The following is a 20,018-nucleotide window of genomic DNA, read 5'->3' on the forward strand; positions in this document are numbered from 1 at the left end:
AACATGGCCAAGGTAGTGGTCGTCACATCGGGCAAGGGAGGCGTTGGGAAAACAACCTCGACTGCCGCCCTGGGAGCAGCTCTGGCCCAGACCGGCAAGAGGGTTGCCCTCATCGACTTCGACGTTGGCTTGCGCAATCTCGATCTGGTCATGGGCGCCGAACGGCGTGTTGTGTTCGATCTCGTCAATGTGACGCAAGGGGTGGCCAAGCTTTCACAGGCTTTGATCCGTGACAAACGCCTGGAGACACTTTTCCTGCTGCCCGCGTCGCAAACGCGCGACAAGGACGCCTTGACCGAGGAGGGCGTTGCCCAGGTGATCGGAAAGCTGCGTGAAAAGTTCGACTACGTGCTGTGCGACAGCCCGGCCGGCATCGAGCGCGGCGCGCAACTTGCCATGCGCTTTGCCGATGAGGCGGTCATCGTCACCAATCCTGAGGTGAGTTCGGTCCGCGATGCCGATCGCATCATCGGCTTGCTCGACTCCAGGACATTGAAGGCCGAGCAGGGCGAGAACGTCATCAAGCACATTCTCGTCACCCGCTACGACGCGGCGCGCGCCGCGCGCGGCGAAATGCTGAGCATTGATGACGTTCTGGAGATTCTGTCGACGCCGCTTTTGGGTATCATTCCGGAGAACCAGGCGGTTCTGCGCGCGTCCAATGTCGGCTCGCCGGTGACGCTCAACGAGCCCACCAACGCTGCTGCGCGCGCCTATATCGACGCGGCAAGAAGACTGCTGGGCGAAGACTTGCCGGTGGCCCTGCCGGTCGAGAAAAGAGGCCTGCTCAATCGGCTTCTGGGAAGGAGGGTAGCATGAACCTGTTCGACTTTTTCAAACGTCGCGGCAGTGCACCCGTGGCGCGCGAGCGCTTGCAGCTTCTGCTGGCCTACGAGCGCAACAATCGCAACCAGCCCGATCTCGTCGCCGTGTTGCGCGAGGAGATCATGGCCGTGATCGCCAAGCACATTCAGGTCAATCAGGATGACGTGCGTATCACCATGGATCGCGGCGCAACGACATCGACGTTGGAGATCGACATCCACATCCCCAATGCAGGTGCCTCAGCCGGGTTGTGACGAGGCCGCAGCTGCGGCGCACAAGACCAAAGTAAGTCTGCCGGCGAACTTGCCGCTGGACGTATTTCTCCAACGCAGCAACACTGGCAACGGGCGCCGCAATTTGTGCGGCGGCCGGCTGACGTGCGGAGGAAGAAGCGATGGACGAGCCTGACCGGTGGCGCCAGATGGCCAGCGCGCCAAAGGATGGCAGCAGGATCCTTGTGACGGTGCGCCCGTCCGAGCAGGGCCCGGCCGAAGTCGACGTGGCCTATTGGGCCAGGCACGACGCGTTCGGCATCGAAGGCTGGCGCGCGGCCGACTCCTATCCGGGTTGCGTGATTGGCTATGCTGACCCGGAACTGAAGTGCTGGATGCCGCTGCCAAAGGCCAATCTAAGCAAGAATTCAACCTCGATGCCCACACCTTGGGAAGGTGAGGACGAAGAACAGCTGGACGGTTCCGGCATCTGAGATGCAGGTGATGCCGGACTGAGCTCAATCTCAAACCGCCATAACGGTACGGTTTTCGCAGGGCCTCAGTCGCTGGCTGACCTGCCGAAGGTCGAGGGGCGCAGGCCGAAGCGTGTGTCGAAATCATCGTCGGGCAGCGGTTTGGCCGGCGGCTTGCGGTAGTCGGTGTCGCCTGCCTGGCGCTGGGCGTCGACCACCTCGGCAAAGCCAAGTGCCGCAGCCTGGGGCCTCGGCACATTGCGCAGACGCTCGACCACCGCGACCAGATCGACATCGTCGCCATTGCCCAGCGGCGCGTCGGTGGCCCGCTTGCCCGTGCCGGGGATGAGTTCGCTCGATAGTTTTTCGAATTTCAGCCGCATGGTGGTGGCGACGCCTTCGCCAAAGGCGATGGCCTCGCGCTGGCCCATCGACGACAGGAACGACAAGGTCGAGGCCGAGGAGTCGGCGATGGCCGAGCGGATGATTGCCTGGTCCTGCTCGTTGGCAAGCCGCATGGCGAACACCGTCGAGCACTGCGACAGGATGGTCGGGTCGAGTTCGCCAGGGCGCTGGGTGACGACGCCGAGATAGCAGCCATATTTGCGGCCTTCCTTGGCGATGCGCGAGAGCGCATGCCGGGTCGGTGCGAAACCGAGCCGATGATCGGCGGGCATGTAGCGGTGCGCTTCCTCGCAAAGCAGAAGCAGCTTGAGACGACCTTCGCTCCACAAAGCGAGGTCGAAGGCGAGGCGGGCGAGCACCGAACAGACAGAATTGACGACTTCCGAGGGCATGCCTGCCATTTCGAAGCAGGTGACCGGGCGACCATGGGTCGGCACGCGGAAGATGTTGCCGATTGTTTCGTGGATGGTGTCTTCGATGAGCCTGGAATGGAACATGAAGCGGTAGCGCGGGTCGGCCAGGGCGGATTCGATGCGGGTGCGGAGCGATTTCAGGATCGGCCGCTCGTTCTTAGATTCGAGCATGCCCATGCGGTCGTCGATCTGCTTGATCAGATCTGCCATACGGTAGGGCACCGGCGTATCAGCCGTGAGCGCATCGACGCCACGGCGCAGGAAGGCGCCGCCTTGCGGGCTGCGATAGAGGTTCTTGGCGACTGGGATCAGGTCGCGCAGCACGTCGATTTCCTCGGCGTCGGTCTCGCGACCGCGAAACAGCACCTCGGCGAACTCTTCGAGGCGAAACAGCCAGAACGGCAGGTCGAGCGAGTTGGAATCGACCTTGACGCAATATTCGGGCAGCGAGGCCGCAAATTCGTTGTGCGGGTCCATGATCAGCACGCGCAGATCGGGCCGCGCAGCGATCGCCTTGCGCAGCAACAGCGAGACGGCTGTCGACTTGCCGACGCCGGTGGTGCCGACAACGGCGAAGTGGCGGGCCAGCGTCTCATCGATGGCTATGCAAGCGTCGATGCTATCGTCCTGCGACAATTGCCCGATGGTGACGGTGCGGCGGCCGGCCAGGTCGTAGACCGCCTGAAGGTCGCGGGTGCGGATGCGGTGGGCGACAGCGCCAATATGGGGATAGACGGTGATGCCGCGGTCGAAGGTCGGGCGCTTGTCGCGGCCGGCGTCGCGGACTTCGCCGATCAGCTCGACGTGGACCTCGATCGGGTTGTCGCCCTGGCTGCTCCAGGATCGGTCCGACTTGGCAATGGAATAGACAAGCCCAATGGTTCGCGTTTCGCCGAGATTGATGCAGATCATGCGCCCGACGGTCCATAGACCGATGGTGTCTGGGCCGCCGGTCTCGGCATAGGCGCTGATGACGGCACGGGCGCCGTCGCACTGCACGACATTGCCAAGGATACGGGCTTCGTCCTGCTTGGGATCGCGCCGCTCCTGCGGAGTGGTCTCGCCACCAGCGGCCTGACGTTCCATGTACATCGGCTTCATCCCCCCAATCCCCTTGGCTAAATCTAGCGCAGGGCGGTTAAAGTGGGGTGATGGCGGATGGTTTAGGCGCGGTTAAGAGGAACCTTCCAATTTGATCTATCAGCCAACAGGGTGACGTTGCGGAAAATTTGTTCAGCTCTGGTTGACAGGGCGCCTTCTTGCGCATTAACGTCCGCGCCATGAATAAGACACTCATTCTCGTAGTAGGATTGCGCGTGGGCAAGGCGGTGTAACCGCCGGGCGAAATCCCCCCATGCGCAAATGTGAAGGCTCCCTCGGGGGCCTTTTTTATTGCCCGAAACAGGACTAAACGAGCAGCAACCGCCGAGAACGGCGAAGGAAAGACGGGACGGACCGATGAGCGGACATAGTGACAGCGGACGACGCGAAATGACCGGCGCCGAGATGGTGGTGCAGGCGCTGAAGGACAATGGCGTCAAGCACCTCTTCGGCTACCCCGGCGGCGCCGTCCTTCCGATCTATGACGAGCTGTTCCAGCAGGACGACGTCCAGCACATTCTGGTGCGCCACGAGCAGGGCGCTGGCCATGCGGCCGAAGGTTACGCACGCTCGACCGGCAAGCCCGGCGTGATGCTGGTGACCTCGGGCCCCGGTGCCACCAATGCGGTGACGCCGCTGCAGGACGCGCTGATGGATTCGATCCCGCTGGTCTGCATCACCGGCCAGGTGCCGACGTCGCTGATCGGCTCGGACGCCTTCCAGGAATGCGACACCATTGGCATCACCCGGCCGTGCACCAAGCACAACTGGCTGGTGAAGGACGTCAACGACCTGGCTCGCATCCTGCATGAGGCGTTCCATGTTGCCACCACCGGCCGTCCCGGTCCCGTGGTTGTCGACATCCCCAAGGACGTGCAGTTCGCCAAGGGTATCTACACGCCTCCGCAGACCGCGCCGCGCACCTCCTACCAGCCCAAGGTCCAGGGCGATCTGGAGAAGATCAAGGAAGCGGTGGCGCTGATGGCGACCGCCAAGCGCCCGATCATCTATTCCGGCGGTGGCGTCGTCAATTCGGGTCCCGAGGCAAGCCAGTTGCTGCGCGAACTCGTCGACCTGACCGGCTTTCCGATCACCTCGACGCTGATGGGACTGGGTGCCTATCCGAAATCGGGCAAGAACTGGCTCGGCATGCTGGGCATGCACGGCAGCTATGAAGCCAACATGGCGATGCATGATTGCGACGTCATGGTCTGCATCGGCGCGCGTTTCGACGACCGCATCACTGGCCGTTTGAACGCGTTCTCGCCGAACTCCAAGAAGATCCACATCGACATCGATCCGTCGTCGATCAACAAGAACGTGCGCGCCGACGTGCCGATCCTGGGCGATGTCGGCCGGGTGCTGGAAGACATGGTGCGGCTGTGGCGGGCGACCGCCAAAGCCGACAAGAAGGCGCTCTACCCGTGGTGGGAGCAGATCGCCAAGTGGCGGGCCCGTGATTCCTTTGCCTACAAGCACAATCACGATGTGATCATGCCGCAATACGCCATCCAGCGGCTCTATGAACTGACCAAGCGCCTCGACACCTACATCACGACAGAGGTCGGCCAGCACCAGATGTGGGCGGCCCAGCACTATGGCTTCGAAAAGCCCAATCGCTGGATGACCTCGGGTGGCCTCGGCACGATGGGCTATGGCCTGCCGGCGGCACTGGGCGTGCAGATCGCGCACCCGGAATCGCTGGTCATCGACATTGCCGGCGACGCCTCGGTGCAGATGTGCATCCAGGAGATGAGCACGGCGATCCAGTATGGCGCGCCGATCAAGATCTTCATCCTGAACAACCAGTACATGGGCATGGTACGCCAGTGGCAGCAGCTGCTGCATGGCAACCGGCTGTCGCACTCCTACACTGAGGCGATGCCCGATTTCGTCAAGCTGGCCGAAGCCTATGGTGGCCACGGTATCCGCTGCGACAAGCCCGACGAACTCGATGACGCGATCAAGGAAATGATTTCGGTGAAGAAGCCGGTCATCTTCGACTGCCGCGTGGCAACGCTCGCCAACTGCTTCCCGATGATCCCTTCGGGCAAGGCGCACAACGAGATGCTGCTGCCAGACGAGGCGACCGACGAGGCGGTAGCCAATGCCATCGACGCCAAGGGCCGCGAATTGGTGTGACGGATCGCGTGCGGCCTTCACGGAAGGCCGCACAATCAACGAGTTAGCGCAACCGCCTAAGATCGAGATTCATCTTATGAACGCACAGCTACAACCCACCGGTTCGGCCTATTTCATCGCCAAGGAAACCGAGAATCCGGAAAACCACACGCTATCGGTGCTGGTCGACAACGAACCGGGCGTGCTCGCCCGCGTCATCGGCCTGTTTTCCGGCCGTGGCTACAACATCGAAAGCCTGACAGTCTCTGAAACCGAGCATGAAAAGCACCTGTCGCGCATCACCATCGTGACGCGCGGCACACCGCATGTGCTCGAGCAGATCAAGCATCAGCTCGAGCGCATCGTGCCGGTGCATCGTGTCGTCGACCTGACCGTCATGGCGCAGGAGCTTGGCACCGGCGGCGCGCTGGCGCGTGAACTTGCGCTGGTCAAGGTTGCCGGCACAGGCGAGGCTCGCGTCGAGGCGCTGCGGCTCGCCGAAGCCTTCCGCGCCAAGGTGATCGATGCCAACACCGAACACTTCATCTTCGAGCTGACCGGCAAGGTGTCGAAGATCGAGCAGTTCATCGCGATCATGAAGCCGCTTGGCCTGGTCGAGATCTGCCGCACCGGCGTTGCCGCGATGAATCGCGGCCCGCAGGGGATGTGACAAACAATGCCGCCCGCTGTCGAAAGGCGCGGGCGGTGTTTGCTCAGAAGCCGACGTTTTCGTTGATGTAGAAGGTGTTGAGCAACGAAACGCGCGGCCGCCTTATGCTCGTGTGGATCTTCGGGCGGCCATGCCAGCTCATCTTCATCAGCGAGTGATAGGCCTTCAGCACGACGAAGGCGTAGCCGACATTGGGCAGGAACGGCAGCGTCTTGACTGGCTCCAGACCATAGGAGCCGACATTCAACAGGCCCTTCAGTGAAGCCTGGTAGAGCGTGGTTCCAAGGTCGCTTTGGCTTTCGTCGGCGGGGCAATAGAGCTGCATCGTTACGACCTTCTTGCGCGCGTCGGGATGCGGCTTGATCTGGTAGCCGTCCCTATCGCTGTAGAGGACCGGCTTGGCCACCAGCCTGAGATCGTCGACGCTTTTGACCTTGTCGCCGCGGGCGCGGATTTCGAGGCCCTCATGAAGCTGATTGCGGATCGCTGCCTCTATTTCCGGCGATGTCAGCATCTCGGACACGGCTGCCCACAAATCGCGGACACCGGCGTCGACCTTGCCGACATTGTCGCCATAAAGGCGCAGTGCCATGCGGGTGCCTGTGCCGGTGATCGGGTCGTAGCCCTCGGTCGGGATCGACTTGATCAGTTCGGCGTAGAAAGCCTTGGGAAAGAAGTCGCGGAAGAAAATGTGCGGAAACGGCAGGGAGAAGCGGTCTGACGCCTCGATGCTCGTAACCGCGTGATCGATGAGTTCCCGGGTGAGGCCGGTTGCAGCCTCGACTTTGGCAGTTGCTGACATGTTCTCCCCCGAGAGTCAGTTGCTGTTCAATCCACAGCCTTGGAATAAGACCTGATCGGTTCGTCGAGCAAGCTTTTTCGGCGCGCACGCCCACCGGGCCCACGGCTGGCCTAGCCCCTGGCCCCTGTTTGTGCTCTTTACCTTGGCCTAATATGGTCAATAATGCTGACATAAAATAAGGCAGCAAACGATGTCATACGACGCATTCCTCGCACTGCTGGTCTATGCCTTCGTGACCTCGATCACGCCGGGACCGAACAACTTCATGTTGCTGGCGTCGGGCGTGAATTTCGGCTTCGTGCGCACCATTCCGCATATGCTGGGCATCGGCGGCGGTTTTCTTTCGCTGCTGCTTGGCGTCGGCTTTGGCTTGGGTGCCGTGCTGACGGCTTTTCCATCGCTGCATACGGTGCTCAAGATCGCAGGTGGCGCGTACCTGCTTTATCTCGCCTGGCGGATCGGCATGTCGCGTTCGCTCGGCAAGGACGGTGACTCCAAGGCGCGTCCGATGACCTTTTTGGAGGCTGCCGCATTCCAGTGGATCAACCCCAAGGCCTGGGTGATGGCGGTGACGGCGATGGCGGTTTATACCAGCCCGCAAGCGCCATTCCTGTCGGTGCTGCTGATTTCGGGCGCCTTCGCGCTGGTCAATCTGCCGAGTGTTTCGAGCTGGGCTGGTTTCGGCATGGCGCTACGCGGCTTTCTCGCCGATCCGGTACGGCTCAAATGGTTCAACATCGCCATGGGCCTGCTGCTCGCAGCAACACTGTGGCCGATGTTGAAATGAGCATCGAATTGCTTGCGCGGCCGCACGCACGCGCATAGCTTTCGGCCATGTCGCACGATCATGACCACGACCACCATCACGACAATGAACTCGACCCGATGGCCGCACGCGTGCGGGCGCTGGAGACGATCCTCACCAAAAAGGGTCTTATCGATCCGGCGGCGATCGACGTCATTGTCGACACCTACGAGACCAAGGTCGGCCCGCGCAACGGCGCTGCCGTGGTGGCGAAGGCATGGAGCGATCCAGATTATGCCGATTGGCTGAAGCGAGATGCCACGGCGGCCATAGCCTCGCTCGGCTTCACCGGCCGCCAGGGCGAGCACATGCAAGCCGTGTTCAATACTGACGAAACCCATAATCTCGTCGTCTGCACGCTATGCTCTTGCTACCCGTGGTCGGTGCTTGGCCTGCCGCCGGTCTGGTACAAGGCGCCGCCTTATCGCAGTCGCGCGGTGATCGATCCGCGTGGCGTGCTTGAAGAGTTCGGGGTTGCCCTGCCGGGCGGCAAGAAGATCCGGGTCTGGGATTCAACCGCCGAGCTGCGCTATCTCGTCGTGCCTCAGCGTCCCAAGGGCACTGACGGCTGGAGCGAGGGGCAACTGGCTGATTTGGTGACTCGCGACTCGATGATCGGTACTGGCCTTGCCAGGGAGGCCGCATGAACGGTCCCCACGATCTTGGCGGGCAGATGGGCTTTGGGCCGATCGCACCCGAGAAGGACGAGCCCTATTTCCACGCCGAATGGGAAAAGCGCGCGCTCGGCGTGACCCTGACAGCCGGTGCCATGGGCGCCTGGAACATCGACGAAAGCCGGCACAAGCGTGAAAACCTGCGCCCCGCCGACTATTACAGCTCAAGCTACTATGAAATCTGGATCAAGGCGTTGGAGGGGCTGCTTCAGCGCCATGGCTTCGTTACCGAGCGCGATCTTGCCGAAGGCGATGCCGTCGATCTGGCAGCGACGCCCAAGCGGGTGCTAAAGGCGGAAAATGTGCAGGCGACGCTTGCCAAGGGTGGTCCCTGCGACCGGCCTGTTGTGATGGCGGCGCGGTTCGCCACTGGTCAGCGCGTGCGGACGAAGAACTTTCACCCCACCGGGCATACAAGACTGCCGCGTTATGCGCGCGGCAAGGAAGGCGTGATCGACGCGGTGCGCGAAGGCTTTGTCTTTCCGGACGACAACGCACATGGCCAGGGCGAAAACCCGCAATGGGTCTACACCGTGGTGTTTGCAGCCGGCGAGTTGTGGGGCGAGGGCGCAGATCCCAAGCTAGAGGTCAGCATCGATGCTTGGGAGAGCTATCTTGAGCCAGCGTGAAGCGACTGCCGAAATCGACGGACCAGTGTTCTCCGAACCGTGGCAGGCCGAGGCGTTCGCCATGACGGTAGCGCTGCATGAGCGCGGCCTGTTCAGCTGGACGGAGTGGGCCGAACGGCTTTCGGCAGAGGTAAAAAAGCCCGGTGCCGCAACCGACGGCAGCGACTATTACGAGCGTTGGCTTGCCGCATTGGAGCGCCTGTTGACTGAAAAGGGCTTTGCAGGCCGCGACGAGGTCGACACTGTTGCCGCTGCCTGGGAGCGCGCCGCGCACGCGACGCCACATGGCAAGCCGATTGTGTTGGAGAATGATCCTGAGTGGGGTTAGGCGCCGCCTGGGCGTTGCGCGCCGGTCGCAATAAACCCGGAAGGTTGCCATGACGACAAGACCGCGTGTGTTCGGTGCCGACTACAGCGTCTATGTCCGCACCGTCCGACTGGTGCTTGCTGAAAAAGGCATAGCCTACGACCTCATGCCGATCGATGTCTTCGCCAGCGAAGGTGTTCCGCCCGCCTATCTGGAAAGACAGCCATTCGGCCGCATACCCGCCTTCGAACATGACGGCTTCAGCCTCTACGAAACCAGCGCGATAACAAGGTACATCGACGAGGCGTTCGATGGTCCCAGGCTCCAGCCATCGGACCCACGGGAAAGGGCGCGCGCCAACCAGATCATGAGCATCGCCGATGGCTATGTTTATCCCGTTATGGTTTGGGGTATCTATGTGGAGCGGGTCTCGAAGCCGTTAAAGGGCGGCATCACCGACGAAGCGGTCATTTCCGCGTCCCTTCCGAGAGCCGAGACATGCCTCACGGCGCTCTCCGATCTCATGGGACGCGGCACTTGGCTTGCCGGCGAAAATCTGTCCCTAGCGGATCTTCATGCCGCGCCGATGTTTCACTATTTCCTTTTGGCACCCGAGGGGCGTGAGATGATGCAGCGTCACGCCAATCTTGCGTCGTGGTGGACACGTATGTGCGCCAGGCCAAGCATGCAGGCGACGACCCCGATCTAGCTTCGACAGCGTGCCGAGCAGGCCGTGTCACAGGGCTAGCGGCCACCTACTCGATCTTGCCTAGAGTTGCCGACCCATTCTGTGCAGGACGTGCGTTTTCTGGCCGAGCTTGAAATCGGCAAAGCTTTTGATCAAACGAAAGCCCTCGCGTTCCCAAAAGGCGCGGGCACGTGGGTTTTCGTCGAGAACCGCGATCAGTAGACGACTGGCGTCGCGAGTCCGTGCGATGCCTATCAGGTGTTCGAGGAAAATGCTGCCCAAGCCCATTCCCCGGCAGCTTTGGTCAATCAGCAGCAGCCCGATATAGGCATCGTCAGTTTCGGGATAGCCGAAACCAAGATCGGCAATTGCCACTAGTTGATCATCGGGCAGAAACAGACCCAGCTTCTGCGATTTCGCGACATCGGCACCGGGGGGGCAATCCGCGAAGAACTCCGCAACGGTCGTGTCGTCTGGCTCCAGTCCTGATTCCAGCACAACGAAATCGGCCGCTCGATTGTACAGGTCGCGCACCGCACGCGTATCGTCCTCCTGAACCAGGCGGCGGATTTGTGGCACCTCAAAATCAGACGGCACGCGAAATTCCTTTGTCGGATCTGAATGTGCGGACGATGGGTCGATGAATGGCACTCAATCACGAAGCTGGGCAAGCTGACAGTTGGAAAGCTTCTGTTAACCCAAATCCCTTGCCCTTGCTGCGCGAATCCTGTCAGTCAAACCCATGGAATTCTCACCTCAGCAAGACGATGCGCTGCAGGCCGTGGCGCGCTGGCTCAAATCCGGAAAGCCCCAGCTTTTCCGCCTGTTTGGCTATGCCGGCACCGGCAAGACGACGCTTGCGCGCTATTTCGCCGAGCATGTCGACGGGCAGGTACAATTCGCCGCCTTCACCGGCAAGGCCGCCCAGGTGCTGCGCTCGAAGGGTGCCACAAATGCGCGCACCATCCATTCGCTAATCTATCGGCCGAAGGGTGAAGAAGCGATTGCCGACGAGCAGACCGGCAAGACCTCGATGTCGCCGACCTTCTCGCTCAACCGCCAGAGCCCGATCTCCAAGGCCAAGCTTGTGGTCATTGACGAATGCTCGATGGTCGACGAGCAGCTCGGCCGCGATCTTTTGACCTTCGGCACGCCGGTTTTGGTGCTGGGCGACCCGGCACAGCTGCCGCCAATTTCGGGCGGCGGGTTCTTCACCGAGCATGAGCCCGACTTCCTGTTGACCGAAATCCATCGCCAGGCGCGCGACAACCCGATCCTGAGGCTTGCGCTTGACGTGCGCGAGGGCCGCGAGTTCATGCGTGGCGACTATGGCACTGCCCAGGTGATCGGCAAGGAAGACGTCAACCAGGATCTGGTGCTCGACGCCGACCAGGTGCTTGTCGGCACCAACCGGACGCGCAAGCGCTACAATCAGCGGCTGCGCGAGTTGAAGGGCTTTACTGCAGGTTATCCGCAAGCCGGCGACAAGCTGGTGTGCCTGCGCAACGATCCGGCCAAGGGCCTTCTCAACGGTTCGTTGTGGAAGGTGATGACCTCGTCGCGCGAGACGGTGAAGCCGGGCATCAATCTTCTGGTCTCGCCGGAAGAGGACGATCCCGACCGTGGCGTCGCCAAGATCAAGCTTTTGAAGCAGGTGTTTGAGAGTCCCGACGAAGAAATCCCCTGGGGCACCAAGAAGCGCTACGACGATTTCGACTATGGCTACGCACTGACGGTGCACAAGGCGCAGGGCTCGCAATGGAACAATGTCGTGTTGTTCGACGAGAGCTATGCCTTCAAGGAAACGCGTCAGCGCTGGCTCTACACGGCGATCACTCGTGCAGCCGAGCGGCTGACGATCGTGCGCTAGGGAGATTCAGGTGAGGCCGGCCTGACCTCAATCTGAGCGGTATCCTCGCCGTCAGGCAACAATCTCGAACAAGACCGCTGTCGCGTCGTCCGAAACCTTGAAGCGGGGGAATTGTTTGCCGTCGGGGTCTTCGACCTGCTCGATGTGCCGCAGCTCCTGCAACAGCGGCGCGAGACCGGTATCCACAGCCGCGCGGACGAATTCAGCGATTCCGTAGCGGCCATACTGGTCGACAAGGGCGGCAAAGCCGTCGGAGCACAGCAGGCCCCTGGCGGGCAGGGCGACGGCAAGCTGCTCAGTGGCGAGATGATCTGCGGCTTCAGGCTCGGTTCCCAGCGTCCAGACAGAACCGCCAGGGCGGTTGTAGGCGGCGCGGCGCCTGCGCAGCTCCTCGCGCACGACAGGGGCGTCGGCGAGCGCCTGATGCGTGGCGAAGCCGCCCGACAGTGCGATTGCCGTGCGGGCGCCGTCGCGCTCCTTGGCGTGAGCACTTTTGATGGCGCTGGTTTCGAGCGTCGTGCCTTCGGCGTCGACCAAAAACAGCCGGCAGTCGCCCAAGCCATGCGTCACCAGTGTTTCGCCTTCGATGCGAACCATCTGGAAGCTTGCGACCGGCATGTTCCACGGTTCGATCGGCAACAGGTTGGCCGCCTCATGCACGACGTTGAAGGCGCGCTGGTTGAGCTCGCGCACGATATCGGCAACCGGGCGGCCGTTGCGGACAAGCTCTTCGAAGGTGCTTTGGGCAAAACGGGCGAGCCAGGCGGCGTCCGAACCGTGCAGGCCAACGATGCTGTTGCCGCCGAGGCCAGTGGCGCCGTCGATGACGAAGGCGCAAGTGGCGTTACCGCCGGCGCTGTCCTCATTCGGGCGCGAAGCGGAACCGGGCGCGGTGATCGAATCGATGATGCGAACATTGGGCATGATTGCTGCTGTCTGGCGTGCGCCGGTGACCGGAGTGTGACCGCAGGCTATTCTACCGGACTTGCCCCAAGCCATTCCCATGCCTTTGCCTCGTCGGCATCAGTGAAATGTCTGGTTTCGATCGAGGTTAGCGGCGCGATGAGGCCGATCGCCGGTCCCATCCAGACGGGCCCGCCGACCAGTGCATAGCGCTTGATATGATGCAGCGCCTTCATCTTGCCCTTGAAGGTCAAGGGATTGAACAGAGCCGACCAGTCGAAGCCGTCATAACCGCTGGCGCGCAGGAGAACGTCTATCTTGTCATGGCCTTCATAGGCGGCGTCGAGCAGGCCATAGGCATTTTCGATGTCGGCCTGGGTGAAATGTCCGACGATCTCAAAGGCAAAGACATCGCTGTTGTCGGTGTCGATGCGGCGAAAAGGCGGCGGTGTTTCCATGGATTTCATCCTGGGTCCTCGACGATCTGGGGTGCGTTCGTCCGCATCCCCTCTGGAACACATAAAAGCGCTCTCTGTTCCCACCCAAGCCGTGATAGGTGCGTTGGTCTCATTGTTACTGTGAGTTGCCTATGCCCGCCAAGCTTTCCGTAAACGTCAATGCCATCGCCATGCTGCGCAACCGGCGCGACCTGCCGTGGCCGAGCGTGACCGGGCTGGGCCGCATAGCGCTCGCCGCCGGCGCGCATGGGCTGACGGTGCATCCGCGCCCCGACCAGCGCCACATCCGCTTTTCAGACCTGCCGGAGATCAGGGCGCTGATCGATGACGAATTTCCCAAGGCCGAATTCAATATCGAGGGCTATCCGAGCGAAGACTTTCTCCAACTGGTCGAAAAGCATCAGCCCGAGCAAGTGACGCTGGTGCCAGACGATCCGTTGCAGGCAACCTCCGACCATGGCTGGGATTTCGTTGCGCAGGCGAGCCTGCTCAAGCCTGTGGTCGCGCGGCTGAAGAAGGGCGGCTTCCGCGTTTCGCTGTTTGCCGATGCCGATCCGGCTGGCGTCAGTGCCGCGCGCGACACCGGCGCGGACCGAATCGAGCTGTTCACCGGGCCTTACGGCGCTTGCATCGATGATTCGTCAAAGGCTTCCAAAGAACTGGAATTGCTGGGGAAAACCGCAGAGGCAGCGCTTGCTGCTGGCCTTGCGGTCAATGCCGGACATGATCTTGTCGTCGACAATCTGCCTCAACTGATTAGGCGTATTCCCGGTTTGGCCGAAGTTTCGATCGGCCATGGCCTGACGGCCGATGCACTGGAACATGGCATGGCCGGCACAATTAAGCGCTATCTCAAGGCGTGCGGGTGGTAATATCCTCACAAGCCATGCATCGCCTGCACGGGCAGAACATTAGCTGCCGCAAAACAGCTGTTGCTTTTGCGACACGGCAAGCGTAGAGCCCCGCGGCTTCACGGAGAGTCGTTTTATGACCGGTGCCGGCGCTGACAAAGCGGGAAAAAGCGGGCAGGCGGTCCAGACGGACGGTCACTCGCACGATATGAGACTGCTTGTGATCGGCGCGCTCGGCGTCGTCTTCGGCGATATCGGCACGAGCCCGATCTACGCGTTCCGCGAGGCGCTGGTGGCGTCGGCGGGCGGGCAGATCGCTTCGCGCGAGGATATCCTCGGTGTGCTGTCGCTCATCATCTGGGCGCTGACGATCATCGTCACCATCAAATATGTCATGTTTGTGCTCAGGGCCCATAACCGGGGCGAAGGCGGAACGCTGTCGCTGATGGCGCTGGCGCGGCGTACGCTGCCCAAGCGGTCGGGCATCATCCTCGCGCTCGGCATGGTTGGTGCTGCGCTGTTTTACGGCGACGCGGTGATCACCCCGGCGATCTCGGTGCTGTCGGCGGTCGAGGGCATGAATGTCGTCACGCCGGCCTTCCAGCCCTATGTCGTGCCGCTGACGCTGGTCATCCTGGCCATCCTGTTTTCGGTACAGCGCTTCGGCACCGGCAGCGTGGCGATCGTGTTCGGCCCGGTCACGCTGATCTGGTTCATCGCAATCGGTTATTCCGGCGTCGTGCACATCATCGAGGATCCGGAAATCCTTTGGGCGGTAAACCCGATCTACATCGTGCGGTTCCTCACCAACCAGCCGGAAGTTTCGTTCGTGACGATCGGCGCCATCTTCCTGGCCGTGACCGGTGCCGAGGCACTCTACGCCGATCTCGGCCATTTCGGCCGCCGGCCGATCGTATTGGCCTGGCTCTGCATCGTCTTTCCATGCCTGCTGCTCAACTATGTCGGCCAGGGCGCGTTCGTGCTTAGCCATGGTGGCAATGTCGGCCATCCCTTCTTCGAAATGAACGAAGGCTGGATGCTGGTGCCGATGGTGGTGCTGGCAACCGCAGCCACTGTCATCGCCAGCCAGGCGGTGATCACGGGTGCCTATTCGCTGACGCGACAGGCCGTGCAGCTCAACATGCTGCCGCGGTTGGTCATCCAGCATACGTCGGAAACCACGCTCGGCCAGATCTACATGCCGCGCGTCAACATGCTGCTGGCGCTGGTGGTCATGCTGCTGGTCGTTGGTTTCGGTGAATCGAGCAAGCTGGCCTCGGCCTATGGCATCTCGGTTACCGGCAACATGCTGGTGACGACGCTGCTGCTTTCGGTGGTGATGCTGCGTGTCTGGCGCTGGCGGGTTGCCGCCGTAATTGTGGCGATCACGGTTTTTGGCCTTATCGATCTTGGCTTCTTTGCTTCCAACATCGTCAAGGTGTTCGAGGGCGGCTGGGCGTCGCTGGCGGTTGCCTTCACCATCGTCACCATCATGTGGACCTGGGTGCGCGGCAGCCGCTATCTGTTCGACAAGACGCGCAAGAACGAGATTCCGCTCAACTTCCTGGCCGAGAGTCTGATCAAGAAGAAGCCGCATCTGGTGCCTGGTACGGCCGTGTTCCTGACCAGCGATCCCGACAGCGCGCCGACGGCGCTGATGCACAGCCTCAAGCACTACAAGGTGCTGCATGAGCAAAACGTCATCCTGTCGGTGGTGACCGCACAGCAGCCGGTGGTCCCCGACAGCGAGCGGGTGAAGATGGAGCAGGTCAACGAGCTGTTCATGCGGGTGAAGCTGAAGTTCGGCTACATGGAGCAACCGAACATCCCCAAGGCGCTGGCCATCTGCCGCAAGCAGGGCTGGAAATTCGACATCATGACGACGTCGTTCTTCCTGTCGCGGCGCTCGCTGAAGGCGTCGCCCAATTCCGGCATGCCGGTCTGGCAGGACAGGCTGTTCATCGGCCTGGCGCGCACGGCCGCGGATGCGACCGAGTACTTCCAGATCCCGACCGGACGCGTGGTCGAGGTCGGCACGCAGGTTTCGATCTGACGCTATTGCTACGACGAAGTGAAGCATTGCCAACACACCACCCATCCGTGAACCTGTATTGCGGACGGGTGGGCAGATGATCGGTCGAAAACTTCACATCGCAATCGCCGGTGCCGGTCCGGCGGGGCTAGCAGCAGCGCTTCGTCTCAAGCGCGACGGCCACCGTATCACAGTCTTCGAGCGGTTTAGCGAACCGAAGCCATTGGGGTCGGGGCTGATCCTGCAGCCGACCGGGCTTTCAGTGCTCGACGATCTTGGCCTGTTCGGAGAAATCCAAGCACTTGGCAGCCGGATCGACCGGCTGCATGGCACCGATGCCATGAGCGGGCGCACCGTGCTCGACGTGCGTTATGATGCGCGCCCGGGCGGCCGTTTTGGCGTCGCCGTTCATCGCGCGGCGCTGTTCGGCCTGCTTCATCAGGCCACGCGACGTGAGGGCATCGAGATCGTTACCGGCGCCGAACTCGATGCAGTCGAACTCGGTGAACGAACACGCCTGGTCGACGCCAATGGACGAGGGCTCGGATCGTTCGACCTTGTCATCGATGCCAGCGGCGCGCGCTCGAAGCTGCGCCGCAGCGCAGGCTTCACCACGGAATCAAAGCCGCTTGCCTATGGTGCATTCTGGGCATCGCTGGACTGGCGTGGCGCGGGCTTTGACGCGCATGCGCTGACGCAGCGCTATCGCCGCGCCAGCGTGATGATCGGGGTTCTGCCGATCGGTCGCGCCGAAGCGGACGGGCGCAAGATGGCGGCGTTCTTCTGGAGCCTGAAGCCCGCCGACGTCGAACGGGTGCAGGCCGAGGGCCTTGCGGCCTGGAAGGCGCGAGTAGCCGGCCTCTGGCCGGAATGTTCCTGTTATCTCGACCAGATCGATGACTTCGAACAACTGACCCTGGCGCGTTACGGGCATCATACGCTGCCAAATCCGGCTGCGCGGGGTTTTGCCGTGATAGGCGATGCCGCGCATTCGACCAGCCCTCAGCTGGGGCAGGGCGCGAACATGGCCTTGCTCGATGCCGCGGCCCTTGCGCATGCACTGAGGCATACGAGCGATCTCGAAGCGGCACTCGCCGCCTATGTCCGCGCGCGGCGCTGGCATGTCAGGCTGTTCCAGGCGCTGTCTTATGCATTTACGCCCTTTTATCAGTCGGATTCGACTGTCATGCCCTTCCTGCGCGACAGGCTTGTGACAACGGTCGCCAAGCTACCGCCTGCGCCTCAGCTTTTGGCTTCGATTGTTGCGGGTACGCTGATCGACCCCTTTGCGCCGGCAGGCTTGAAAGAGGCCAATTGGCTTGGGCGGGTGGAACAAGCCGCCAGGATCCCTGCCTGAGCTGATCGGGCGAGCGGATTTTCAGAAATTTATTGTCGCTGTCTTGCGGAGCGACCACGATTGCGGCATAAGCCGAACCGTAACGTACGGTACGGCATCTTCAAGCGCACCGGCGTCACGCGGCAGGCTGGGAACGATGTTGCAGGCAACCACCGAGATGATGGAAGGCGAGGGACCGACGGCACGTCAGCAAGACGTGCTCGATGCGGTGCTGCGCCTGCTTGTCGAGGACGGCGACCGGCTCACCATGACGGCTGTTGCGCGGCGTGCGAGCTGCTCCAAGGAGACGCTGTACAAATGGTTTGGCGACCGTGACGGCCTGCTGACCGCGACCGTGCAGTGGCAGGCGTCCAAGGTGCGCGTGCCGCCCGTCGACCGCAAGGGGCTGGATCTCGTCTCGCTGACAGCAAGCCTGGAGCGCTTCGCCTCGGACTGGCTTAGAGTGATCTCAAGCGATACCTCGATCGCGCTCAACCGCGTTGCGGTCGTGCATGCCGGCTCGGATAAGCGCGATCTTGGCGCCATCGTGCTCGAGCGTGGCCGTTTCGCTCTGGGCCGGCGCCTCAAGCCGGTGCTGGAAGCTGGCAGCGAGGCTGGACTTCTTGAATTCGACGACGCCGAAACGGCGTTCCGAACCTTTTTCGGGCTGGTTGCCCGGGACGTGCAGATACGTCTGCTGCTCGGTGACCGGCTAGAATTGACTGATGCGGAGATCGACGGCGACGCCGCGCGCGCAACGCAGCAGTTTCTCGCTCTTCATGGAGCGAAAACCGGGCCGAAGGCCCTTTGATTATAACCGGGAAGGAACCCACCAATGCGTGTCTATTACGATCGTGATGCCGATCTCAATCTGATCAAGGGCAAGAAAGTCGCCATCATCGGCTACGGCAGCCAGGGTCGCGCCCATGCGCTGAACCTCAAGGATTCGGGCGCCAAGGAACTCGTCGTCGGCCTCAAGGCTGGTTCGGCGACCGCCAAGAAGGTCGAGGCCGACGGCCTCAAGGTCATGACCGTGGCTGAAGCCGCCAAGTGGGCCGACCTGATGATGATGGCAACGCCTGACGAGCTGCAGGCCGACATCTATCGCGACGAGATCGCTCCGCACATCCGTGACGGTGCCGCGATTGCCTTCGCCCATGGCCTCAACGTGCATTTCGGCCTGATCGAGCCGAAGAAGACCGTCGACGTGATCATGATCGCGCCGAAGGGCCCGGGCCACACCGTGCGCGGCGAATACCAGAAGGGCGGCGGCGTGCCGTGCCTGGTCGCTGTTCACCAGGATGCTTCGGGCAACGCGCTCGACCTCGGCCTTTCCTACGCCTGCGGCGTTGGCGGCGGCCGTTCGGGCATCATCGAGACCAACTTCAAGGAAGAGTGCGAAACCGATCTGTTCGGCGAGCAGGTCGTGCTTTGCGGCGGCCTGGTCGAGCTGATCCGCGCCGGTTTCGAAACGCTGGTCGAAGGCGGCTATGCCCCTGAGATGGCCTATTTCGAGTGCCTGCACGAAGTGAAGCTGATCGTCGACCTGATCTATGAAGGCGGCATCGCCAACATGAACTACTCGATCTCGAACACCGCCGAGTGGGGCGAATACGTCTCGGGTCCTCGCATCATTACCGCCGAGACCAAGGCCGAGATGAAGCGCGTGCTCAAGGACATCCAGACCGGCAAGTTCACCTCCGACTGGATGCAGGAATACCGTTCGGGCGCTGCCCGCTTCAAGGGCATCCGCCGCATGAACGACAGCCACCAGATCGAAGAAGTCGGCGCCAAGCTCCGCGCGATGATGCCCTGGATTGCCAAGAACCAGCTGGTCGACAAGGCCAAGAACTAAGAAGTCCGTCGCAACTCTACCCTGCCGGCCACCTGTCGCAGCCTTCTCCGCTTCCGGTGCTCACGGATTTAATGTCCGCTCCGGTTCTCGAAGGCCACGCCATCCAGCTCGGCAGGGCGAATTGACCCCGGACTTCTACGGCGCTCGACGCCAGTTGAAACAAAAAAGCCGGCGGAGCGATCCGCCGGCTTTTTTCATTGAAATGGTATCGTCAGCCGTAGTGCCAGGCCGGTTTGGGCTCGGTGCCTTCGAATTGTACGCCGATGCGGTCGCCTCGGCGCCAGCGGACAATCGAGCGGTAGCCTATGCCGTCGACCGACACGTAGAGCAGGAAACGCTCGGGGATGCGTGCGTCGGCGCTGACGCGCAACTCCGCGCCGCTCTGGTGCATATTGCGGATCGTACAGGTGATTTCCGAATTGCTGACGCCGGTGATGATCGACGCGCCCTTGAGCACGCGATTGCGGTGCTCGCGCTGTTTGTTTGTACTCGTGTCGTCAGTCATGGAGGGCCCACAGCTTGCCGGTGCTTCGGCAACGCCGCTGTAGTCATTATGCAGGCAATGTAAACATCGAGTTGCCCGGCAAG

At 61.8% G+C, this 20,018-nt stretch carries 22 protein-coding genes; 16 read left to right on the forward strand and 6 right to left on the reverse strand.

Translation table 11 applies throughout. The features are described from left to right. The first annotated feature begins 3 nt into the window (after window positions 1–3). The 3 genes from minD to AC1DLV_RS08005 all read left to right on the forward strand — a co-directional run bounded on the left by minD (window position 4) and on the right by AC1DLV_RS08005 (window position 1,531). Entirely contained in the window at window positions 4–819 is an 816-nt protein-coding gene (minD, locus tag AC1DLV_RS07995; protein ID WP_476799028.1) for a septum site-determining protein MinD, read from the forward strand. After that, on the forward strand, window positions 816–1,079 hold the full coding sequence (gene minE / locus AC1DLV_RS08000; RefSeq protein WP_476799029.1) for a cell division topological specificity factor MinE: 264 nt from the start codon (window positions 816–818) through the stop codon (window positions 1,077–1,079). Before minD ends, minE begins: the two co-directional genes overlap by 4 nt. 140 nt (window positions 1,080–1,219) lie before the next feature. Continuing rightward, window positions 1,220–1,531, forward strand: a complete 312-nt coding sequence (locus AC1DLV_RS08005) for a hypothetical protein (protein WP_476799030.1) — start codon at window positions 1,220–1,222, stop codon at window positions 1,529–1,531. Between the two features lie 65 nt (window positions 1,532–1,596). Here AC1DLV_RS08005 and AC1DLV_RS08010 read toward each other — a convergent pair whose 3' ends face one another. Further along, window positions 1,597–3,420, reverse strand: coding sequence for an ATP-binding protein (locus tag AC1DLV_RS08010; protein WP_476799031.1), 1,824 nt, complete (start codon window positions 3,418–3,420; stop codon window positions 1,597–1,599). A gap of 366 nt (window positions 3,421–3,786) precedes the next feature. Here AC1DLV_RS08010 and AC1DLV_RS08015 point away from each other — a divergent pair, with 366 nt between their 5' ends. Next, window positions 3,787–5,571 (forward strand): acetolactate synthase 3 large subunit, encoded by a 1,785-nt coding sequence (locus tag AC1DLV_RS08015; protein WP_476799032.1) that lies wholly within the window; start codon window positions 3,787–3,789, stop codon window positions 5,569–5,571. A gap of 76 nt (window positions 5,572–5,647) precedes the next feature. Beyond that, entirely contained in the window at window positions 5,648–6,220 is a 573-nt protein-coding gene (gene ilvN, locus AC1DLV_RS08020; RefSeq protein WP_476788552.1) for an acetolactate synthase small subunit, read from the forward strand. A gap of 43 nt (window positions 6,221–6,263) precedes the next feature. Here ilvN and AC1DLV_RS08025 read toward each other — a convergent pair whose 3' ends face one another. Beyond that, window positions 6,264–7,022 carry a hypothetical protein gene (locus AC1DLV_RS08025; protein WP_476799033.1) on the reverse strand — a complete coding sequence of 253 codons (759 nt, stop codon included), beginning with the start codon at window positions 7,020–7,022 and terminating at the stop codon, window positions 6,264–6,266. Between the two features lie 190 nt (window positions 7,023–7,212). On the opposite strand from AC1DLV_RS08025, the gene AC1DLV_RS08030 reads away from it, so the two are divergent. From AC1DLV_RS08030 to AC1DLV_RS08050, 5 genes are read left to right on the forward strand one after another with little or no spacing between them, the layout of a single operon-like run. Further along, window positions 7,213–7,809 carry a LysE family translocator gene (locus tag AC1DLV_RS08030; protein WP_476799034.1) on the forward strand — a complete coding sequence of 199 codons (597 nt, stop codon included), beginning with the start codon at window positions 7,213–7,215 and terminating at the stop codon, window positions 7,807–7,809. Between the two features lie 47 nt (window positions 7,810–7,856). Next, complete coding sequence (gene nthA / locus AC1DLV_RS08035) at window positions 7,857–8,474, forward strand: nitrile hydratase subunit alpha (RefSeq protein WP_476799035.1); 618 nt, start codon at window positions 7,857–7,859, stop codon at window positions 8,472–8,474. Continuing rightward, entirely contained in the window at window positions 8,471–9,130 is a 660-nt protein-coding gene (nthB, locus tag AC1DLV_RS08040) for a nitrile hydratase subunit beta (protein ID WP_476799036.1), read from the forward strand. Before nthA ends, nthB begins: the two co-directional genes overlap by 4 nt. Continuing rightward, window positions 9,099–9,458: a nitrile hydratase accessory protein gene (locus tag AC1DLV_RS08045; protein ID WP_476799037.1), complete on the forward strand. Its 360-nt coding sequence runs from the start codon at window positions 9,099–9,101 to the stop codon at window positions 9,456–9,458. Before nthB ends, AC1DLV_RS08045 begins: the two co-directional genes overlap by 32 nt. 49 nt (window positions 9,459–9,507) lie before the next feature. Beyond that, a complete protein-coding gene (locus AC1DLV_RS08050) occupies window positions 9,508–10,146 on the forward strand; it encodes a glutathione S-transferase family protein (protein WP_476799038.1) in 639 nt (212 codons plus the stop codon). Between the two features lie 60 nt (window positions 10,147–10,206). Here the strand turns inward: AC1DLV_RS08050 and AC1DLV_RS08055 are convergent, their stop codons facing one another. After that, a complete protein-coding gene (locus AC1DLV_RS08055) occupies window positions 10,207–10,722 on the reverse strand; it encodes an N-acetyltransferase family protein (RefSeq protein ID WP_476799039.1) in 516 nt (171 codons plus the stop codon). Between the two features lie 145 nt (window positions 10,723–10,867). On the opposite strand from AC1DLV_RS08055, the gene AC1DLV_RS08060 reads away from it, so the two are divergent. Then, window positions 10,868–11,995 carry an ATP-dependent DNA helicase gene (locus AC1DLV_RS08060; RefSeq protein ID WP_476799040.1) on the forward strand — a complete coding sequence of 376 codons (1,128 nt, stop codon included), beginning with the start codon at window positions 10,868–10,870 and terminating at the stop codon, window positions 11,993–11,995. 51 nt (window positions 11,996–12,046) lie between these two features. Here AC1DLV_RS08060 and AC1DLV_RS08065 read toward each other — a convergent pair whose 3' ends face one another. Both AC1DLV_RS08065 and AC1DLV_RS08070 read right to left on the reverse strand, forming a co-directional pair. Continuing rightward, on the reverse strand, window positions 12,047–12,919 hold the full coding sequence (locus AC1DLV_RS08065) for a hypothetical protein (protein ID WP_476836142.1): 873 nt from the start codon (window positions 12,917–12,919) through the stop codon (window positions 12,047–12,049). A gap of 47 nt (window positions 12,920–12,966) precedes the next feature. Continuing rightward, on the reverse strand, window positions 12,967–13,356 hold the full coding sequence (locus AC1DLV_RS08070; protein ID WP_476836143.1) for a SpoIIAA family protein: 390 nt from the start codon (window positions 13,354–13,356) through the stop codon (window positions 12,967–12,969). Between the two features lie 131 nt (window positions 13,357–13,487). Here AC1DLV_RS08070 and AC1DLV_RS08075 point away from each other — a divergent pair, with 131 nt between their 5' ends. The 5 genes from AC1DLV_RS08075 to ilvC all read left to right on the forward strand — a co-directional run bounded on the left by AC1DLV_RS08075 (window position 13,488) and on the right by ilvC (window position 19,430). After that, window positions 13,488–14,228 (forward strand): pyridoxine 5'-phosphate synthase, encoded by a 741-nt coding sequence (locus AC1DLV_RS08075; RefSeq protein ID WP_476799043.1) that lies wholly within the window; start codon window positions 13,488–13,490, stop codon window positions 14,226–14,228. Window positions 14,229–14,343: 115 nt separating this feature from the next. Then, window positions 14,344–16,260, forward strand: a complete 1,917-nt coding sequence (locus AC1DLV_RS08080; protein WP_476799044.1) for a potassium transporter Kup — start codon at window positions 14,344–14,346, stop codon at window positions 16,258–16,260. Window positions 16,261–16,336: 76 nt separating this feature from the next. Next, window positions 16,337–17,596: an FAD-dependent oxidoreductase gene (locus AC1DLV_RS08085; protein WP_476799045.1), complete on the forward strand. Its 1,260-nt coding sequence runs from the start codon at window positions 16,337–16,339 to the stop codon at window positions 17,594–17,596. A gap of 136 nt (window positions 17,597–17,732) precedes the next feature. Beyond that, on the forward strand, window positions 17,733–18,386 hold the full coding sequence (locus tag AC1DLV_RS08090) for a TetR/AcrR family transcriptional regulator C-terminal domain-containing protein (RefSeq protein ID WP_476799046.1): 654 nt from the start codon (window positions 17,733–17,735) through the stop codon (window positions 18,384–18,386). Window positions 18,387–18,410: 24 nt separating this feature from the next. Beyond that, complete coding sequence (gene ilvC / locus AC1DLV_RS08095) at window positions 18,411–19,430, forward strand: ketol-acid reductoisomerase (RefSeq protein ID WP_476783265.1); 1,020 nt, start codon at window positions 18,411–18,413, stop codon at window positions 19,428–19,430. A 211-nt stretch (window positions 19,431–19,641) separates the two neighbouring features. On the opposite strand, the gene AC1DLV_RS08100 is transcribed toward ilvC, so the two are convergent. Then, the gene (locus tag AC1DLV_RS08100; protein WP_476799047.1) at window positions 19,642–19,935 is read right to left on the reverse strand and encodes a PilZ domain-containing protein; all 294 of its coding nucleotides are present in this window, start codon (window positions 19,933–19,935) and stop codon (window positions 19,642–19,644) included. Between the last annotated feature and the right edge of the window lie 83 nt (window positions 19,936–20,018).

The sequence above is a fragment of the Aminobacter sp. 01T433 genome (assembly GCF_056398585.1).

Coding starts and splice junctions, on each gene's coding strand:
- minD (WP_476799028.1), top strand. CDS start 4: ATGGCCAAGGTAGTGGTCGTCACATCGGGCAAGGGAGGCGTTGGGAAA.
- minE (WP_476799029.1), top strand. CDS start 816: ATGAACCTGTTCGACTTTTTCAAACGTCGCGGCAGTGCACCCGTGGCG.
- AC1DLV_RS08005 (WP_476799030.1), top strand. CDS start 1,220: ATGGACGAGCCTGACCGGTGGCGCCAGATGGCCAGCGCGCCAAAGGAT.
- AC1DLV_RS08010 (WP_476799031.1), bottom strand. CDS start 3,420: ATGTACATGGAACGTCAGGCCGCTGGTGGCGAGACCACTCCGCAGGAG.
- AC1DLV_RS08015 (WP_476799032.1), top strand. CDS start 3,787: ATGAGCGGACATAGTGACAGCGGACGACGCGAAATGACCGGCGCCGAG.
- ilvN (WP_476788552.1), top strand. CDS start 5,648: ATGAACGCACAGCTACAACCCACCGGTTCGGCCTATTTCATCGCCAAG.
- AC1DLV_RS08025 (WP_476799033.1), bottom strand. CDS start 7,022: ATGTCAGCAACTGCCAAAGTCGAGGCTGCAACCGGCCTCACCCGGGAA.
- AC1DLV_RS08030 (WP_476799034.1), top strand. CDS start 7,213: ATGTCATACGACGCATTCCTCGCACTGCTGGTCTATGCCTTCGTGACC.
- nthA (WP_476799035.1), top strand. CDS start 7,857: ATGTCGCACGATCATGACCACGACCACCATCACGACAATGAACTCGAC.
- nthB (WP_476799036.1), top strand. CDS start 8,471: ATGAACGGTCCCCACGATCTTGGCGGGCAGATGGGCTTTGGGCCGATC.
- AC1DLV_RS08045 (WP_476799037.1), top strand. CDS start 9,099: ATGCTTGGGAGAGCTATCTTGAGCCAGCGTGAAGCGACTGCCGAAATC.
- AC1DLV_RS08050 (WP_476799038.1), top strand. CDS start 9,508: ATGACGACAAGACCGCGTGTGTTCGGTGCCGACTACAGCGTCTATGTC.
- AC1DLV_RS08060 (WP_476799040.1), top strand. CDS start 10,868: ATGGAATTCTCACCTCAGCAAGACGATGCGCTGCAGGCCGTGGCGCGC.
- AC1DLV_RS08065 (WP_476836142.1), bottom strand. CDS start 12,919: ATGCCCAATGTTCGCATCATCGATTCGATCACCGCGCCCGGTTCCGCT.
- AC1DLV_RS08070 (WP_476836143.1), bottom strand. CDS start 13,356: ATGGAAACACCGCCGCCTTTTCGCCGCATCGACACCGACAACAGCGAT.
- AC1DLV_RS08075 (WP_476799043.1), top strand. CDS start 13,488: ATGCCCGCCAAGCTTTCCGTAAACGTCAATGCCATCGCCATGCTGCGC.
- AC1DLV_RS08080 (WP_476799044.1), top strand. CDS start 14,344: ATGACCGGTGCCGGCGCTGACAAAGCGGGAAAAAGCGGGCAGGCGGTC.
- AC1DLV_RS08085 (WP_476799045.1), top strand. CDS start 16,337: ATGATCGGTCGAAAACTTCACATCGCAATCGCCGGTGCCGGTCCGGCG.
- AC1DLV_RS08090 (WP_476799046.1), top strand. CDS start 17,733: ATGTTGCAGGCAACCACCGAGATGATGGAAGGCGAGGGACCGACGGCA.
- ilvC (WP_476783265.1), top strand. CDS start 18,411: ATGCGTGTCTATTACGATCGTGATGCCGATCTCAATCTGATCAAGGGC.
- AC1DLV_RS08100 (WP_476799047.1), bottom strand. CDS start 19,935: ATGACTGACGACACGAGTACAAACAAACAGCGCGAGCACCGCAATCGC.